Annotated in this window: 15 protein-coding genes; 5 read left to right on the top strand and 10 right to left on the bottom strand. The window is 62.4% G+C overall.

Translation table 11 applies throughout. The features are described 5' to 3' along the window. Positions 1–163: 163 nt before the first annotated feature. Positions 164–4,168, bottom strand: a complete 4,005-nt coding sequence (locus BLT66_RS24320) for a hypothetical protein (protein WP_143029283.1) — start codon at positions 4,166–4,168, stop codon at positions 164–166. A gap of 516 nt (positions 4,169–4,684) precedes the next feature. Next, positions 4,685–5,014 carry a zinc-binding dehydrogenase gene (locus tag BLT66_RS24315; protein ID WP_255407071.1) on the bottom strand — a complete coding sequence of 110 codons (330 nt, stop codon included), beginning with the start codon at positions 5,012–5,014 and terminating at the stop codon, positions 4,685–4,687. Positions 5,015–5,290: 276 nt separating this feature from the next. On the opposite strand from BLT66_RS24315, the gene BLT66_RS24310 reads away from it, so the two are divergent. Beyond that, positions 5,291–5,725: a GNAT family N-acetyltransferase gene (locus BLT66_RS24310; RefSeq protein WP_092762148.1), complete on the top strand. Its 435-nt coding sequence runs from the start codon at positions 5,291–5,293 to the stop codon at positions 5,723–5,725. A 41-nt stretch (positions 5,726–5,766) separates the two neighbouring features. Here BLT66_RS24310 and BLT66_RS24305 read toward each other — a convergent pair whose 3' ends face one another. Continuing rightward, positions 5,767–6,942 carry an alpha/beta hydrolase family protein gene (locus BLT66_RS24305; protein WP_092762146.1) on the bottom strand — a complete coding sequence of 392 codons (1,176 nt, stop codon included), beginning with the start codon at positions 6,940–6,942 and terminating at the stop codon, positions 5,767–5,769. A gap of 113 nt (positions 6,943–7,055) precedes the next feature. On the opposite strand from BLT66_RS24305, the gene BLT66_RS24300 reads away from it, so the two are divergent. Continuing rightward, a complete protein-coding gene (locus BLT66_RS24300) occupies positions 7,056–7,730 on the top strand; it encodes a response regulator (RefSeq protein ID WP_092762144.1) in 675 nt (224 codons plus the stop codon). Further along, positions 7,727–9,109 (top strand): sensor histidine kinase, encoded by a 1,383-nt coding sequence (locus tag BLT66_RS24295; protein ID WP_092762142.1) that lies wholly within the window; start codon positions 7,727–7,729, stop codon positions 9,107–9,109. The genes BLT66_RS24300 and BLT66_RS24295 overlap by 4 nt, the downstream gene beginning before the upstream one ends. Before the next feature lie 21 nt (positions 9,110–9,130). Here the strand turns inward: BLT66_RS24295 and BLT66_RS24290 are convergent, their stop codons facing one another. After that, positions 9,131–9,643 carry a GAF domain-containing protein gene (locus BLT66_RS24290; protein ID WP_092762140.1) on the bottom strand — a complete coding sequence of 171 codons (513 nt, stop codon included), beginning with the start codon at positions 9,641–9,643 and terminating at the stop codon, positions 9,131–9,133. 148 nt (positions 9,644–9,791) lie between these two features. Next, positions 9,792–10,796 (bottom strand): zinc-dependent alcohol dehydrogenase family protein, encoded by a 1,005-nt coding sequence (locus tag BLT66_RS24285; RefSeq protein ID WP_092762138.1) that lies wholly within the window; start codon positions 10,794–10,796, stop codon positions 9,792–9,794. A gap of 99 nt (positions 10,797–10,895) precedes the next feature. On the opposite strand from BLT66_RS24285, the gene BLT66_RS24280 reads away from it, so the two are divergent. After that, entirely contained in the window at positions 10,896–11,777 is an 882-nt protein-coding gene (locus BLT66_RS24280; RefSeq protein WP_092762136.1) for a LysR family transcriptional regulator, read from the top strand. A 93-nt stretch (positions 11,778–11,870) separates the two neighbouring features. Here BLT66_RS24280 and BLT66_RS24275 read toward each other — a convergent pair whose 3' ends face one another. The 4 genes from BLT66_RS24275 to lplT all read right to left on the bottom strand — a co-directional run bounded on the left by BLT66_RS24275 (position 11,871) and on the right by lplT (position 15,609). Next, positions 11,871–12,785, bottom strand: a complete 915-nt coding sequence (locus BLT66_RS24275; protein WP_092762134.1) for a glutaminase — start codon at positions 12,783–12,785, stop codon at positions 11,871–11,873. Positions 12,786–12,908: 123 nt separating this feature from the next. Continuing rightward, the gene (locus BLT66_RS24270; RefSeq protein ID WP_092762131.1) at positions 12,909–13,397 is read right to left on the bottom strand and encodes a glutathione peroxidase; all 489 of its coding nucleotides are present in this window, start codon (positions 13,395–13,397) and stop codon (positions 12,909–12,911) included. 33 nt (positions 13,398–13,430) lie between these two features. Beyond that, positions 13,431–14,327: a DMT family transporter gene (locus BLT66_RS24265; RefSeq protein ID WP_092762129.1), complete on the bottom strand. Its 897-nt coding sequence runs from the start codon at positions 14,325–14,327 to the stop codon at positions 13,431–13,433. 1 nt (position 14,328) lies between these two features. Further along, on the bottom strand, positions 14,329–15,609 hold the full coding sequence (lplT, locus tag BLT66_RS24260; RefSeq protein WP_092762127.1) for a lysophospholipid transporter LplT: 1,281 nt from the start codon (positions 15,607–15,609) through the stop codon (positions 14,329–14,331). Positions 15,610–15,776: 167 nt separating this feature from the next. On the opposite strand from lplT, the gene alr reads away from it, so the two are divergent. Then, positions 15,777–16,898, top strand: coding sequence for an alanine racemase (gene alr, locus BLT66_RS24255; protein ID WP_092762125.1), 1,122 nt, complete (start codon positions 15,777–15,779; stop codon positions 16,896–16,898). Here the strand turns inward: alr and BLT66_RS24250 are convergent. Next, entirely contained in the window at positions 16,895–17,425 is a 531-nt protein-coding gene (locus tag BLT66_RS24250; protein WP_092762123.1) for a gamma carbonic anhydrase family protein, read from the bottom strand. The two genes, alr and BLT66_RS24250, sit on opposite strands and share 4 nt — an antisense overlap. Positions 17,426–17,491: the final 66 nt, after the last annotated feature.

Here is a 17,491-nt window from a genome sequence, read left to right as displayed (position 1 = left end):
TGAACTGTCTAGGGGGGCAAAGACCCTCCTCTATTCCACGGAAAAATGAATAACGATCTGTAGGTGAAAGCGGTTGGATGTAGCTTGCGGTAAGAGTATCCGCTCGGTCAGGCGGCACTTGACTGTCTGCTAACAAGCCGCCTTCAGTTAGGAGCCATCAAGATCAGAAATCTTCTTCTTCCTGCTTCTTTTCACGCGCTATACGAACATCGAGTGTCCGGCGCTTTTCACCAGCCCAACGGGAAAGCTGTGGGATTGCATGATGCGACCAAGTCGCAAGCGGATCGAAGTAGGCTTCCAAATGGGGGATTAAGGAACCTGACCAAAAACCGACATGAAGCCGCTCGTCGAGTGCCCTACGGAACGTCTCATGCTGGCCATACCTTGCTGCGAGCTTGTCCATGGACAGATGCCAAACGGTTGTTCCAGTGCCATCCTTTTCAAATAGCGGATAAAACTCGCAGAGAAATGGCGCGCGGGTCGGTGCGTCTACGTCCGCCCATTCGAAGCACGTCTGCTCAGGAACACCGTATAAGGCACCTGCTCCATTCTCACTGTTTCCGTCGCGGTAAGCTTCCCTCCTTGAGCGTCCAATCAGACTATGTAGACGGTATCGCTCGGCTGGCGTGGCACGTTCGACAAATCGGGTGATTACTGTCCATAAAACGAGTGGTCTTTCAACGACCAAGAGCTTGAATATTTTGCGGGCTGAATCACCGAGCGCATTAGAAGCCTCGAAGTTGTTGCGCTGGCAGAAACGAACAAACTGCTCGCTCAATTTCGTCACGAAGCTGTCGTCAAACCCGGCAGTTTTGTGAATTGACCGTACCAGGCTTTCAAAGAGGTAGCCGTCTCGACCAGTACGCTTAAATTTTTCTAGCAGATCTGACGATACGAGGAGATGCTTGGCGCGATCGACTAGCTCCGCATTGAATGTGTCCCGGCCGTATTGGTAAGTCGAAATGATTTCAAGAGCCGCCCAAGCGCCTTCTGCACCATGGTTGGCCCCCAGTTCATCAAGTAATGGAAGTATCTGATTGGCATCTAGATGGGCGAGCCTTTGCCCATATGACAAGTACACGCAATCGGTGGCACTCAAGACACCATCCTGGACGGCGACGATGAATTCCTTAAGCCGTTCCACAGTAACTTTTACTGCTGTGCGGATATTGAGGGTCTCGGATTTCAGGGCTTGGCAGGCAAGTGCCAGGTTGATACATTCGTCAGCAACGTGGCTGTCCCTGTCGTCGATGCTCCCTAGCAATCCCCGAAGGAACCCGATTCCGTGCAAATTATTCGAGCGGCTAATTACATCGATCGCTAGCTTGAACGTCGCCACTGGTTCCGCGATGTTTTTGGCCAATTCGTATGCAAATGGGTAGGCGTTCTTGAGTTCTTGAGACGCCATCTCCCGCACGGAACGCACTACCAGTTCATTGTCCCGTGCGATTAATACAGCCATATCCTTTGCTTTTCTCGACGAATACTCAAAATCCTGAGTTGTATCGTCGCTCCGACCGTATTCCAGATCAGGATCGTGGAGGTCGCTTGACCAGAGCTTTGTATAGAGTAGGGCGAGATGTACCGCGTCAGTGGGCATCAACTTATCGTAAAGCTCCCTAACTCGGTTTTGAAGTTCCGCCGGATGGTCTTTCCGATCGAAGTAGAGCCACTGCCCAACCGCCTCGATTCCTTCGAACCATATCCCCCGTATGTGCACGATGGCGCTCACGGCAGCCTCTACGTCGTCAGCGAGGGGCTCGCAGATTATTTCTCTTAAACTGGCGGCAAGAACTTCTTCGCAGCGACCCTCCAAGGACTTGTGCGTGGTGCGAATCCGTTCGAGCGCAGTCAGGCCTCGGCGATGAAAATCGAACGTCTCGCCCCAGGTTTTGGCGTGCCAATCGCGCAAGGGAGGTTGGCTGCCAATTTCCTCCGCGCCTCCGGATCGAGAGAAATTCAGACGGGTCAGACTTTTTGCGAGCGCTTCGATGCACACAGCAATGATTCGCTCCTCACCAGATGCGATGCCATCTTCAATGACAGCGAATTTTTCTCCGGGCTCTGCCTCAGTACCACTGAGTTCCAACTGGAACAACTGTGTGAACTGACCTGTCGCATTATTGCTAAAACTCTCCGTCTCGACCGCGGCGAGACGCATAAGTAGGGGTGCTGCGACGCGGAATGATTGGCGGCGAAAAGCGAGTCTCTCAAGCGTCCAAACGAGATGACGCCTTCCACCCGAGATCTTCTGTAGCTCGTCAAGTGGCAGTTCGCCAAAGACGCGGTGGATAGTTTCTGCGGCGGTGTCCGGTGCAACGTGCGATAAAGCGTCTAGGCATTCGGCGCCGTATTCGGAACTCAGAACCTCTAGTGAGCCGAAGCGCCCTTCGAGTCCCAATAGCCTTTCAGTCACTGTTGCGGCGGTCCGCGTCAGATCGAAATATCGCCACCGTCGGAAAAAGGAAAGAATGAGCTGGTTCGGGGCCGCAGCGATGAACGTCAAGATAGTTTCTACGCGCAGAAGATCGATCCGTCGGGCACCAAGGAATGCGGCGATCGGGAGCGGCTGGGCGAGGAAAAATCGGTTGCGTCGATCGATAAGTTGATGCTTCGACGCGGCGGACAAATGCTCATACATTTCGTCCCCAGACTGTCGCACTAATTGCTCTGCGACAAGATCGAGCTGTCCGGCTACCTCCCCCTCCGCACCCACACGCTCGAACAATGCTAGGCATTCGATGGCTCGCAATTGATCCCGGTCGCTAAGGCCACACCCCACCACGACCCGTTCGACAACGTCTTCTATGGACCTGAGTGCTGGCAGGCCACCCAAATGGTTGTCCGTGGCGAGGACGGCGATGCGTGGAAATCCGCCACACAGATTCTTGAGGTACGAAATCGTCGTGCCGTCGGCTTCCGGGGCCCTTTGCCGGATGATGCCTTCAACGAGCGCGTCATCACTTCGCGATACCGAAATGTTGAGAAGATTCTCAGTTTCGATTGGGCGATCGTCGATATCGACAGTGATCAGACGCAGTCGGCTATTTGTGCTGGATACGATATTGACAAGAGCAGCCGCTGATTCGCGCGGGCATTCATCGACAACCACGAGGGCCGAAGCGCCCCTATTGGCCAATGCTTCGATCACGTGGTGAAGGCGCGCTTGTCCAACGCTTCGAAAGTCGCAGTAGATTGCCGACACCCCCACGACGAGTCTTTCTACGGTGGTCGCGTCACGGAATAATTCATACACGAAGCGGGACTTGCCTATGCCTGATGGTCCGATAACTCGTACACATCGCTTCGGCATGGCGACGTGATCAAAGATCCGCTCCTTCGCTTGATGCGCATTCAGCTTATTGCTAGTTTCACCCTGGCCGTTGCCGCAAATGGCATACCGGGGCGCCGCATCTTCTACAAGCCTTGTCGTAGAGAAATCGGCGAGCTTTCCCCAACCGTGAACCGTTTGGAATCCACCCAAGGAAAGACCGAACTGGTCTTCATTCAGCCAAATCGCGACAGCCGGATGTTGGCCGGCCCATGCTGCGATCTTGTTGGCGTCGTAAATGTCTATGAAGGAGAGGGTATCTGGATTCTCTCCAGCCTCCAGAATGCCATCTTTGATCCCGGTAAGTCTCCGGCTGAGCTTATTTCCGGCGATCACTGACGAAGTGAATCCTATGTAGGCGCCGCGGTCGGCGATGGCCGCCTTCACAGCATCATTCAACTCACGTGGCATGCCATCTTTCTGCGAGGCCTTTGACCAGACCTCCTTCTTCCAGCCGGCCGGACCGGGATCTGTCGCTTTGGACTGAAATACATTCAACCTGCAAGGGAAGTAATCGGTGTCCCCATTTCCGCCGCTCCAACTCACCCGAGCGTCTTCCCCTCCATCCGCAATCGTGATTTGCAAGGGGACAGAGACGCTTCGGAGGCTGATCCCGGCGTCTTGCGCTTCGGCATGAAGCAGCTTCCGTAAAAGTTCGACGAGTTGCATGCTGCCAAGGCGTTCAACTTGAGCGGGTGAGATATCGAAAATCATTGTTGACGGATGATTGGTTTTCGCAGGATTTTTCCAAGCGATAAAGATGGGTTGATGGAAGCGGCCTGCATCTTCCCTCGGAGTTCGGGTGCGGTAAGAAATATATGAGAAGAATCGCGACATCTCAGGGTTCGGGAAAGAAGTGCACGCTGCGTTGAATCCCACTTGATTCTGTATGCAGTGCTGTACGGCAGCAATGTTTGACGTGCTGCCCGCAGTCAGTTTCGCGGGACGGGGTGGCTAGCTGGGCTCCCCTGATTTGCTGCCCAGCTGGTCGATGAGCGTGGTCCTACCTGTTCGAGCGCTACCACTCGCCCAGATGCGCAGCTTTGTGGATTTCCCGGGCAAGCGGTTCAGCCAACGCGTCGTAGATTGCTATCGTAAATATAGCTTCTAGCGCAGATATTACCTACGCCAGTGTCCGGTTCTCCTTGAATCCCCAGGGCTACAAACTGGTGCGGTTCGGCGCTCGGGTTTTAATGGGTGAACACCTAGTTCCGCGCCGGCAGCGGCGTCACATCCATCTTGCCGACGGCCGGCTCCATGAGCTGCCCAGCGTGTGGCAGCGCCCAGGGGGCAACACCTGCGGCCGGTTGAGTTGGCTCCACGGTGTTTCTAGACGTGGGTAGTGGTCGTAGCTCAATGCACGATAGCCAGCTTGCCGAAATGCCGTCCACCGGCGCTGAGCTCGGTATAGGCGGCGCTGGTGTCGACGATCCCGAAGACCCGGTCGATCACCGGCACGATGCGGCGGGCTGCAATCGCGCGGGTGGCTTCGGCCAGGTCGGCCACGGAGTCGGTGCTGTTGCCGACAATGCGCAAGCCTTTGACGATGACGGGCAGCCGATCCATCGAAGCCGCGGTGCCGGTGAGGATGCCCACGGTGAATACCGTGCCGTCCATGGCAGTGGCGTTGAGCGAGCGCGCGATGGTGGCCTCGCCCACCGTCTCCACACCAGATTCGCGCACGCAACCGCCACCGCCACCGCCATAAGCTGGGAATCTTCGGCAGCATCGAGATACGGTGCCGGTCCACGGCCGGTGTTCGGACGGCAGGAGTACATGGAGAACCTGCTGAACGCGTTTATTTGAGGTTTGCTATTTAAATAGTAGCTGACAGCGCAGGTAATACCTGCGCTGGCGGTCGATTTGATCCGTAGGTTTTTCAGGTAGTATCCTCCGGGATGTGCACGTAACAGCACAATAACTTTCTGGCGCTGTTGCGGTCGGCTACGCTCAGACCTTATGACCGCCTTCTCACTCCACCCCGCATCCGAGCTAGATAAAGACTTCATCTTTGAAGCCTTCAGAGCCTCCATGCGCGAATATGTGGAGTGGGCTTGGGGATGGAACGAAGAGTTTCAGCGCGACGGCTTTTGGGCCAATTTGCCGGTGCATAAATTCAACTTGATTTGCGTTGACGGGCAGAACGCCGGGGCGTTGTATGTCGAAGAGAGCGCGCAAAGCCATGGGGTGCGAACCATTTTTCTCAGGCCCGAATTCCAAGGGCTCGGGGTAGGTTCAGCTGTGCTGGCCCAAGAAACGGCTCGGGCAAAAAGCGCCAACAAGCATGTGCTGCTGAAAGTCATAAAGATCAACCCCGCAAAGCGCCTCTACGACCGCTTGGGTTTCAAAGTCGTGCACGAAGACGATGCCACCTACCATATGCAATGGGGCTGACAGGGCAGGTACGGCTCCAAAGTCTGATTCCATCCATTTTCTCAACGCCCGACGAACTGCTGAAGAAAAGACAAGCTTTCCTGCCGCGTGGCTTGCAGGGCTTTCGATGCCTCGATGGTGCCCAAACCCTGCGCAGCCAGCGCGCTCGGCGAAAGGCCTGGCGCATAAAAATTGAACAGCCATTTCAGATCGCTGAAGTCCAGATGCCCTGCATCTGGCACCGTGACGCTGCGGGTCGCTCCCGTGGCCAGCTGTAGCACCGCGTCTATGGTTGGGTCTCCCACGTGGTTGGAGGCCAGCAGGAACATCAGGGGTTTGGGCCACGGGTCCGCCGTGCCGCCGTAGACGGTGCCGTCGATATCCAAGCCGGCCTTTGCGCGGGCATCAGACCGTGCAGTCTGGACCGCGGCCGCGCCGCCGATGGAATGCCCCATGAGCCCGATACGTGCCAGATCCAGGTGGCCAGCCAGCAGGCCCGTGTTCGGGCCCTGCAACCAGTCCAGCACATAGCGCTGGTCCGCCACCAGCGTGGCCACTGCGCCGTCCAGAAATGCCGGCAAGGCTTGTCCGCTGGCAGGCCCGGCCAGGGCCTGCGCCAGCTGCCCGTTGGCCAGGGGCGTGACGCCTGAGATGTAGGGGTGGTCCACCGCCACCACGACGATGCCGTGGCTGGCCAGGTCTTCCAGCAGGGCGGAGTAGGCTTCCGCCACCATGCCATATCCAGGCGAGAAAATGACCACCGGGTAGACACTCCCCGGCTGCAGCGGAGTCCCCGATTTGGCATTCGTCAGTACATCGGCAGCAGTGGACGGGATAGCCAGTTGTGCCTTCACCAACGCGGCGATGGCCGGCTCCAAATAATCGGCCCGCGCACCCCCGGCAGTGGTGGCCGTGGGGTACCAGACCTGGACGCTCACCTCCCGCAGGTCGCTTTCTTCGGCCGTGTAGGCCTCTGCGCGTGCGGTGTCCAGCAAGCGGAATCCGGCCTTGCCTATGCAGTGCTCCCCGGTGGGCGCCGGTAGCAGCAGGGCGTGGGATACACCGGGCGGCAGCTGGCAGCGGCTGGCGTAGCCTTGCGGTGCCGCCACGCTGGCGGTGTCCTCGGCGCCACCACCGCATCCACCCAGGCTGAGCAATGCGGCGCAGCAGGCGCTTAAAGTGAGCCTGGCCATCGCCGCGGGAATGCGTTGCGGCCATGGGATGGGGGGATGTTGCATGGTGGTTTGGGTTTTGCAAAGTTGAGGAGCGAAGACGGTTCCGGTGGACCGTGCGCATTTTTGAACCACCAACCTTTGGCTTAGCCAAAGCTGGGTCGCCGACAATCCACCGCATGCACGTATTGCTGATCGAAGACGACCTGGACTTGGGGCCCGCCTTGCAGAAGTCCCTGAAGCTGGAAGGCATCAGCAGCGAGTGGCGCAGGCGCGCCGCGGACGCACCACGTACGCTGGAAGAAGAGGGCTTCGACTGCGTCTTGCTGGACCTGTCCCTGCCCGACGGCTACGGCCTGGACCTCCTCACCCAATGGCGCCGCCAGACATCCCACACATCCCTGAAGGCCCAGGTGCCCGTCATCATCATCACCGCCCGAGAAGCGCTGGCGGAGCGCCTGGCCGGGCTCGACAACGGGGCAGACGACTTCATCGTGAAACCCTTTGCCCCTGAGGAACTGGCGTCCCGCCTGCGCGCCGTTCTGCGGCGCTGTGCCAAGCAAGCCAGCGATGTCTGGTCGGTGGGCGATCTGGAGATAGAGCCGCGCAGCCACCGCGCGCGGCTGAGCGGCGAAGCGCTGGCCTTGTCGCCCCGTGAATTTCAGCTGCTGCTGGAGCTGGCCCGTGAACCCAACGCGGTGGTGGTCAAGGGCACGCTGGCCCGCCGGCTGGAGCCCTTGGGCGAGCCCCTGGACTTCGGGCTGATCGAGGTGCATGTGTCGAATCTGCGGCGCAAGGTGGGTGCCGAGCGCATCAAGACCGTGCGCGGTGTTGGCTACATGCTGGTTCCGTGAAGGCGCTGTTCACACCCACCCTGGTACGCCGCATCGTGGCCGCGCTGTTGCTGGCGTTCGCGCTGGCTTGGTGCGCGGTGGCGACCTATACCTACCTGGATTTTCGCGCCAACGTGCGCACCCATTCCGGTTTGCAGCAGGCGGGCCGCGGCCTGCTGGATGCGCTGGCCGGCATCGCACGCGACGAGCTTGCTATCAACGCGGTGCAGGTTACGGCCCAACAGTTCAACGCGGTGCGACGCCAAGACAGCCAGCTGCCAGGAGACCTGCTGTTCCAACTGCGCTCAACGGACGGGCAAGAGCTTTTTGCATCGCCGCCCATCGCCGGCCAGACATTGCAGGGCGCGTCCGGCCAGGTCGTAGACACCCACTTGAACGGCCAAGCCTACTGGCTGTTTACCGGCCCATCCGGCCGCTGGCAGCTGTGGATGGCCGAACCACAGGTCAGCACGCAGTGGGTGCTGCAGTGGATATTCGATTCGCTGGCGCTGCCGTTTTTGGTGGCTTTTCCGTTTGTGCTGCTCCCAGTGTGGATCGCTGCGACGCGCGGCCTCAAGCCCTTGCGCATGCTGGGCCAGGCCATAGAGCAGCGCGCAGCCGGGGACTTGTCGCCGCTGGGCGTGCTGCCGCGCTACGCCGAACTGACGCCGCTGGTGATCGCGTTAGAAGACATGCTGTTGCAACTGCGGGGCAAGGTGGCCCGTGAACGCTCGTTCGTGCACGACGCAGCCCATGAGCTGAGAACCCCGCTCGCGGTGATCAGCGCCCAGGCCCACGTGCTGTCCCGGACCACCGATCTCCGGGAGCGCGCGGAAGCCAGCCAGCACTTGCAGCAGGCCGTGGCCCGCGGCTCGCACCTGGTGCAGCAACTGCTGGAACTGGCGACCATGGACGCGGCGACCCACGCGCCAGCCCAGTCTGTCGATGTCGCCGATCTGACCCGGCAACACCTGGCGCAAGCCACGCCCCATGCGGCCAGCCTGGGCGTAGAGCTCATCCTGGACGCGCCGGACAGCCTGCCCCTGGCGTTGCCCGTCGCCCTGTACGAATCCGTGTTGCGCAATCTGCTGGACAACGCCGTGAAGTACGCGGGCGGCGCGGGCGAGGTCACGCTGACACTGGCCTGGCGCGACGGCGCACTGCAGCTGACGGTCGCCGACAGCGGCCCCGGCATCCCGGCACACGAGCACGCGCTGGTGTTCGAGCGCTTTTACCGGGGCACGTCCGCATTGGCGTCGGTGTCAGGCACCGGCTTGGGTTTGGCCATCGTCCGCCAGGCATGCGTGCGCATGGGCGGCGACATCGCGCTGCACCAGCGCAGCGGCGGTGGCTGCGTGTTTGTGGCGACGATGCCGGTAGCGGCTACAGCAGGGGGCTGAGTAAAGCCTGCGATGCTGCCGCTAAGGTGCGACCGGCCCCGGCGCCAGCCGGGCTGCGAGCAGGCTGGCCGTGTACCGCAGGCGGTCGATGTCGGCTTCGGTACGGATGCCGCGGCTGAAGCAGCACAAGGTGCCGTACACCGTGCCGCCGGAGAGGCGCACGGGCGTACTTAGGTGGGTGCCGATGGGGAATCCGGGGTCGGGCGCCTGCCCGGATGCGACGTAGGCGGCCGCATCTTCCATCCGCTCGGGCAAGCGGCCTTCGACAACCCGCTGGCACCAGCTTTCTTCGACCGGGTCGGACATGCCGGCCTCCAGCAGCGGGAAGTCCGGCACCTGGTCCACCGCCATGAAGGTACGGCGCTGGTCGGCGATTTGGGACACGAAGGCTACGTCCATGCCCAGGCAGGTGCGCAGCAATTTCAGAACCTCGGGTACGGCTGCCGGAAGTTCGGGGTCGGCGGAGTCGCTGGTGGCGACCAGCAACTCCGAAATTTTGACGTCCAAGTCGTCGGGTTCGTAATTCAAGTACATGCCCGGCAGTCTAAGCGCTCGCCTAAGCCGCATCTTGCTACGGGGGCATAGTGCGTTGGCCTACGCTGATTGCTATATAAAAAATAGCTTTTAGCGCAGAGACTATCTGCGCTAGCGCCCGATTTCTCGTAAGCCTTCAGGTCCGGGCTCAGTGCACGATGGCCAGCTTGCCGAAATGTCGCCCGCCGGCGCTGAGCTCGGTATAGGCAGCACTGGTGTCGGCGATGCCGAAGACCCGGTCGATCACCGGCACGATGCGGTGGGCGGCGATGGCGCGGGTGGCTTCGGCCAGGTCGGCCACCGATCCGGTGCTGTTGCCGACGATGCGCAAGCCCTTGACGATGACGGGCAGCAGGTCAATCGACGCCGCGGTGCCGGTGAGGATGCCCACGGTGAACACCGTGCCGCCCATGGCGGTGGCGTTCAGCGAGCGGGCAATGGTGGCCTCGCCCACCGTTTCCACCACCAGGTCGACACCGCGCCCGTCAGTAAGTTTCAGCACTTCGGCGTCCCAGGCGGGGGTGGCGCGGTAGTTGATCAAGTGGTCGGCACCCAGCTGGCGTGCGCGTTCCAGCTTTGCGTCGGAAGACGAAGCCAGGATCACCGTGGCACCCGAGGCCTTGGCGAACTGCAAGGCAAAGATGCTGACGCCGCCGGTGCCCAGCAGCAAGATTACCGACCCTGGGCGCAGCGAGGCCGAACGCACGGCGTTCCAGGCGGTGGTGGCGGCGATGGGCAACGCCGCACCCTGGACGAAATCCAGGTGCGCGGGCAAGGCGACCAGGCTGTGGGCGGGCACGGCCACGTAGTCGGCCAGCGAACCCGGCAAGCTGATGCCGCGCATGGCGGCCACCTTGCGCGGCGTCATTGGGCCGTCCTGCCAGCCGGGCATGAAGTGCGGCACCACGCGGTCGCCCACCGCCCAGCCGCTGACGCCTGCGCCCAGGGCCGCGATCTCGCCCGCACCGTCGGCAACCGGAACCATCGGGAACGTGGCGCCGGGGAAGGCGCCGGTGGCCACGGCCACGTCGGCGTAATTCAGCGTGGCGGCGCGCATGCGCACCAGCACCTCGCCATAGCTGGCCTGCGGGTCGGGCAGCTCGGTACTTTGAAAAGCGCTGAGGGAATGGGCGGTGAGTTGGACAGCATGCATGGTTGTTTTCTCTGGAATAAAGGAAGACCGCAGTTTTATTTAAAAACCATCAGAGATAAACTTCGGATAAGTTGATAGATTTGAAATCAGGAGTGGCGAATGGATGTGTTCGACAGCATGCGGGTCTACGTGCAGGCGGTGGAAAAAGGCAGCCTTAGCGCGGCCGCCACGGCCTGCGGCATCTCGGCCACGATGGCGGGCAACCACCTGCGCACGCTGGAAAAGCGCCTCGGCATGCAGCTATTGCAGCGCACCACCCGGCGCCAGCACCTCACGGCCTTTGGCGAGGACTACTACGCGCGCTGCAAGGAAATCCTCCGGCTGGTCGCCGAAACCGATGCCCAGGCGCAGAACCTGCAGCTAGCGCCGGCCGGCAAGCTGCGCATCAGCGCGCCCGTGAGCTTCGGCACCGAAGCCCTGATGCCCGCCTTGTCGGTCTACCTGGCGCGCTACCCCGAGGTGAGTGTCGACGTGGCCCTGTGCGACCGCGTGGTCGATTTGGTGGAGGAGGGCTTCGAGGCGGCGATCCGCATCGGCGCACTGCCCGACTCGGCGCTGATCGCCCGGCCGCTGGCGCCGTACCGGCTGATGATCTGCGCGTCGCCCGACTACCTGGCGCGCCGCGGTACGCCGGCCACGCCCGAGGATTTAAGTCAGCACGATTGCCTGTCGTTCTCGCCCGCCGCCCTGGTGCATTGGCGCCTGACGGACACGCAAGACGACATCTGCCGCGTGCCGGTGTCGGGCCGCCTGCAGGTCAATAACGGGCAGGCGCTGCGGGTGGCGGCATTGCACGGCCTGGGCATCGTGCTGCAACCGGCGATTCTGCTGCAGGCCGACGTGCAGGCCGGCCGCCTGGTACAACTATTTGCCAACCATACCTTGCCCAGCCGGCCGATGAGCGTGGTCTATCTGCCCGACCGCTACCGCTCGCCCAAGCTGCGCAGCTTTGTGGATTTTCTGGTGGAGCGGTTCAGCTAGCTAGCCGTTGATTGCTATCGTAAGCGTAGCGGATAGCGCAGGTAGTGCCTGCACCAGAGCCCAATTTTCTTTGAATTCTCAGATACCCAAAGCCTAGAAGATCGACAAGCCGGTGCGCGCCGCAAACAGCTCCAGCGCCTGCATGCCCAGCAGCGAATTGCCGCTGGCGTCCAGCGCCGGCGACCAGACGCACAGGGTGAGCTGGTCGGGCACCACGGCGACGATGCCGCCGCCCACGCCGCTCTTGCAAGGCAGGCCGATGCGGTAGGCGAATTCGCCGGCGGCGTCGTAGGTGCCGCAGGTCAGCATCAGCGCGTTGACGCGGCGCGCCTGGCTGGCGCTGACCACGGCCACACCGGGGCGGTAGGGATGCCGGCCGTCGCGGCACAGGTAGCCGGCGGCGCGGGCCATTTGCTGGCAGCTCATGCGGATCGCGCACTGGTGGAAGTACATGTCCAGCACCGCGGCGACCGGGTTGTCCAGCTTGCCAAAGCTCTTCATGAAGTTGGCCAGCGCGTGGTTGCGAAAGCCGGTTTCGGCCTCCGATTGGGCGACCTCGGGGTCGAGGTGCACCGGCTCGTTGCACAGCGCGGACAGCAGCTCCAGCAGTTGGCCCACGCCGTCGCCGTGCGACAGCAGCCGGTCGGCCACGGCGATGGCGCCGGCATTGATGAAGGGGTTGCGCGGTTTGCCCTGCTCGTTTTCCAGCTGCACCAGCGAGTTGAACGGGTTGCCCGAGGGCTCGCGGCCAATGCGCTGCCACAGCGCGTCGCCCAGGTGCTGCATCGCCATGGTCAGCGAAAACAGCTTGGACATGCTCTGGATGGAGAACGGCGTGGCGAAGTCGCCGCTGGCCGCCTCCAGCCCGTCGCAGGTGCGCAGGGCGATGCCGAAGTGCTGCGGCGAGACGCGGGCCAGCGCCGGGATATAGCTGGCCACCTGGCCTTGCGCGCCGAGCTGCGGCTTCACAGTGGCAACGATGTCGTCGAGGATGGCTTGGAAGTTCACACGGGGCTCCACACAGAAAGAAGCCCGGATTGTCCTGTATCCCGGCCGCGCTGCAGAAATCTTGCTGCTATTGAATCAATAGCTGCTTGCGCTGGTGTCCTATGCGCCAGAGGCCGATTTGGCTTAAATGCCCAACGCGGCTTCGATGTCTTTTTGCAGGCTCTTGGGCGTGTCGGTTGGCGCGTAACGCTTGAGCACCTGGCCGTCCTTGCCGACCAGGAACTTGGTGAAGTTCCATTTGATCGCCTTGGTGCCCAGCAGGCCGGGAGCTTCGGCGGTCAGCCATTGGTAGAGCGGGTCGGCGCCGCTGCCGTTGACCTCGATCTTGGCCATCATCGGGAAGCTGACGCCGTAGTTCAGCTGGCAGAAGCTGGCGATCTCGTCGTTGCTGCCCTTGTCCTGCGCACCGAACTGGTTGCAGGGGAAGCCCAGCACCGCCAGGCCCTTGGCGCCGTAGCTTTGGTGCAGCTCTTCCAGCCCGGCAAACTGCGGCGTGAAGCCGCAGGCGCTGGCCGTGTTGACGATCAACAGGACTTGGCCCTGGAACTGCGACAGGGCAACGGGCTGGCCGTCGATGCCGGTGGCGGTGAAATCGTAGATGGAGGTGGTCATGCCGCCATTGGAGCAGAAGCGCGCCGAGTTTGCTCAGTCGCTGCGCGCCGCCAATAGCGATGCCAGCAGGATCAGCGCCGCCCCGACCAGGGTGCGCAGCGACAGCGTGGCGGCGCCCAGGGCGATGGACGAGACGCTGGCGAACACGATCTCGGTCAGCATCACGATGGAGCTGTTGCTGGACGACAGCCGCGCCGCGCCGTACTGCAAGCCCATATTGCTGATGAAGAACAGCAGGCCCATCGCCACGATGGCGCTGGCCCAGCCGGCGTGCACGGCCGGCACGGCTTCCACCATGCCGAACTGTCCACCGACCAAGGCCGCTAGCCCGGCCATCAGCACGCCGCCGCCAAACATCGCCACCATGCGCTCGGTGCCGGGCACATGCTGCTGGCGCCGCAGCAGCACGGTGGTCAGCGCAAAGCTGAAGCCACCGAACAAGGCCAGCGCGTCGGCGGCCGAGAAACCCAGGCTGGCGACGCTGGCCATGCCGTCTGCCGGCCACAGCACGATCAGCACGCCGGTCAGTGCCAAGGCCAGCCGCAGCAGCGATGCGCGCGTGGGCCGCTCGCCCAGCACCAGCCAGGCCAGCAAGACCGCCCAACCGGGCATCAGATAGAACAGCAGCACGACGCGCACCACGTCGCCAATCGCCACCGCCCAGTTGAAGCCCACATTGGTCATGCCGGTAGCCAGCAGCAGCCACCACAGGCCGGGCTGGCGCCACATGCCCTGCCAAGCGCGCGGCCGCCACACCAGCAGGCCCAACAGGGCCACAGCGTAGAGCAGCGAGGTTGACCAGAGTGGGTGCAGGCCGGCGTGCTGCAGCTGGCGGAATGGCCACCAGGACACGCCCCAGATAAAGGCGTTGAGCAGCAGGGCGAGTACGGGGAGCAGGGCGCCGGGCGCCCGTGCAGCAGCGCGCTGCATGCTAGTGGGTATTGTCGGTGCGGGCCAGCATCAGTAAGTGCTCGACCTCGTCCTTGTGTTTGATGCAGTTGCTGGCGTGCCAGCGCTGGATCAGCCACATGAAGCCGGCGACCACTAGGCCGAAAGCGGTGATGGCGCCGAACGACGACAGGCCCATGCCGGTGGACACGCTGTAGAACGCGCCCAGGCCCAGGATGCACAGCTGCTCGTTGAAGTTCTGCACCGCAATCGAGCGGCCCGCGCCCATCAGGTTGTGGCCGCGGTGCTGCAGCAGCGCATTCATCGGCACCACCATGAAGCCGCCCAGACCGCCCAGGATGATCAGGAACGGCACGGCGATCCACACGTTGTGGATGAAGTTCATCAAAATCACCAGCAAGCCCATGGCCAGGCCCAGCGGAATCACCTTGGTGGCCGTGTCCAGCCGCATGCGCATGGAGGCGGCGACCGCGCCCACGGCGGTACCGATGGCCACCACGCCCAGCAGGCTGGTCGACTGGGTGATGCTATAGCCCAGGGCGGTGGCGCTCCAGGCCAGCACGATGTACTTCAGATTGCCGCTGACACCCCAGAACAAGGTGGTGGTAGACAAGGTGATCTGGCCCAGCTTGTCGCTCCACAGCCGCGAGTTGCAGCGCCAGAAGTCGGGCAGCAGGGCCAGGAAGTTAGACGGCATGGGCCGCATTTCGACGCCGGTGTCGGGGATGCGGGTGTTGAACCAGGCGGCCAGCGCGTAGACGGCGATCAGCACGCTGATGGCGGCTTCGGGCGCGGTGTCGATACCGGTGTTGATCAGCGGTATGTCGATGGCCAGCAGCTTCATCGACAGCATCGGGCTGACCAGCTGGCCGCCGAACAGCACGCCCAGGATGATGGAGGCAATCGTCAGGCCCTCGATCCAGCCATTCGCCTTGACCAGCTGCGAGGCCGGCAGCATCTCGGTGAGGATGCCGTACTTGGCGGGCGAGTAGGCGGCGGCGCCCAGGCCGACCACCGCGGTCGCCAGCAGGGGGTGTACGCCGAACAACATCATCAGGCAGCCGACCACCTTGATGCTGTTGCTGACCAGCATCACCCGGCCCTTGGGAAACGCATCGGCCAGTGCGCCCAGCCAGGGGGCCAGGATCACATAGAACAGCGCAAACATCGGCACCAGGGCCGCTTGCTGCCATTGGGCTCCGCCCGAACCCCGGATCATGGCCACCGACGCTACGAAAAGCGCTTGGTCGGCCAGTGACGAGAAGAACTGGGCCGACATGAGAGTAAAGAAACCGCGCTTCATTAATGGGTGTGGGCGGCATCAGCGGGACTGATGCGGGTTGATTTAAGCCATGTCTCCAAAGAAGAGCGGGTTATATCACGCGCCGCGATGCCAAAATCCCCAATAACCCCGACTTAGCCCCCGACCTCGCCCGCAACTCCGCCCCTCGAACCGAACGGACCCATCCCATGCCCCGCCCCATCTTGGCCACCATCCACACCGAATCCTTGCGCCACAACCTGGCCCGGGCCCGTGCCGCCGCGGGCGATGCGCGGGTCTGGGCGGTGGTCAAGGCGAATGCCTACGGCCACGGCATCGAGCGGGTGTTTGACGGCCTGCGCGGCGCCGATGGCTTTGCCCTGCTGGACCTGAACGAGGCCGAACGCGTGCGCGCCCTGGGCTGGCGCGGCCCGGTGCTGTTGCTGGAAGGCGTGTTCGAGCAGCGCGACCTGGAGCTGTGCTCGCGGCTCGACCTCTGGCACACCGTGCACTGCGACGCCCAGATCGACATGCTGGCTGTCCACAAGACCAATGTGCCGCACCGCGTGTTCCTGAAGATGAACAGCGGCATGAACCGCCTGGGCTTTGCGCCCGAGCGCTACCGCTCTGCCTGGACCCGTCTCAATCTGCTGCCCCAGGTGGATGAAATCTCGCTGATCACCCATTTCAGCGATGCCGACGGCCCGCGCGGTGTGGCCGAGGCCATGGCCATCTTCAACGCCGTCACCGAAGACCTGCCGGGCGAGCGCAGCGTGGCGAACAGCGCGGCCACGCTGCGCCACACCCCGGGTGGCCCGCTGCAGCAGCCGGCGCTGGCAGCCCAGGTGGCCGGCGACTGGGTGCGCCCCGGTATCGCCATCTACGGCAGCGCGCCCGACTTCCCGGCCTACAGCGCCGCCGACTGGGGGCTGCAGCCGGCTATGACACTTGCTGCAAAAATAATAGCTATACAAGAACTACAGCCGGGCGCCAGCGTTGGATATGGCTCCAACTTTGTGGCCAGCGAGGCGATGCGCATCGGCGTCGTCGCCTGCGGCTATGCCGACGGCTACCCGCGCATCTGCCCGACCGGCACCCCGGTGCTGGTCGACGGCGTGCGCAGCCGCACCCTGGGCCGCGTCAGCATGGACATGCTGGTGGTGGATCTGACGCCCACGCCCCAGGCCCAGATCGGCACCCCCGTCACCCTGTGGGGCCGGGCCGCCAACGGTGCGCTGCTGTCCATAGACGAAGTCGCCCAGGCTGCGGGCACGGTAGGCTACGAGCTGATGTGCGCGTTGGCGCAGCGGGTGCCGGTGGTGGTGGATTAAGCTACCACGTAGTTGTTCTTGACCTTGACATAGTGCTCTGCGGAGTAGCGTAGAAACGCCATTTCCTTGTCGGTCAGCGGGCGCAGCTTGAGCGCTGGGCGGCCTATGTACAAGTAGCCGCTTTCCAGCACCTTGCCCGGCCCTACCAGGCTGCCCGCGCCGACCATGCAGCCCGGCTGCACCACCACGTCGTCCATCACGATGCTGCCCATGCCGATCAGGCAGTCGTCGCCAATCTGGCAGCCATGCAGGATGACCCCGTGGCCAATGGTCACGTAATTGCCGATCAGTAGCGGCGAGCCATCGGGCTTGGCTGTGCTTTTGTGCGACACATGGCCCATGCTCAGATCCTGGATATTGCTGCTATGGCCAATGCGGATGCGGTTCACATCACCGCGTAGCACGGTGTTGCACCAGATGGAGCTGTCTTTGCCGATATGTACATCGCCGATTACCTGCGCAGAGGGGTGGAGGTACACGCCATCGGCGGTCTGGGGGTGGGTGTTGAGATAAGAGCTGAGCGGCATGGTGGGGTGGGGCCTGGGAAGGCCTGTGCGATACTTTGTAACAGGTGGAAGCGTAGCGCATCCGCC

Origin of the sequence: Rhodoferax sp. OV413 (genome assembly GCF_900104385.1) — a bacterium.
GTDB lineage: Bacteria > Pseudomonadota > Gammaproteobacteria > Burkholderiales > Burkholderiaceae_C > Rhodoferax_B.
Note: the sequence above shows the minus strand (reverse complement) of the source record. Positions and strands in the feature narration are given on the sequence as shown.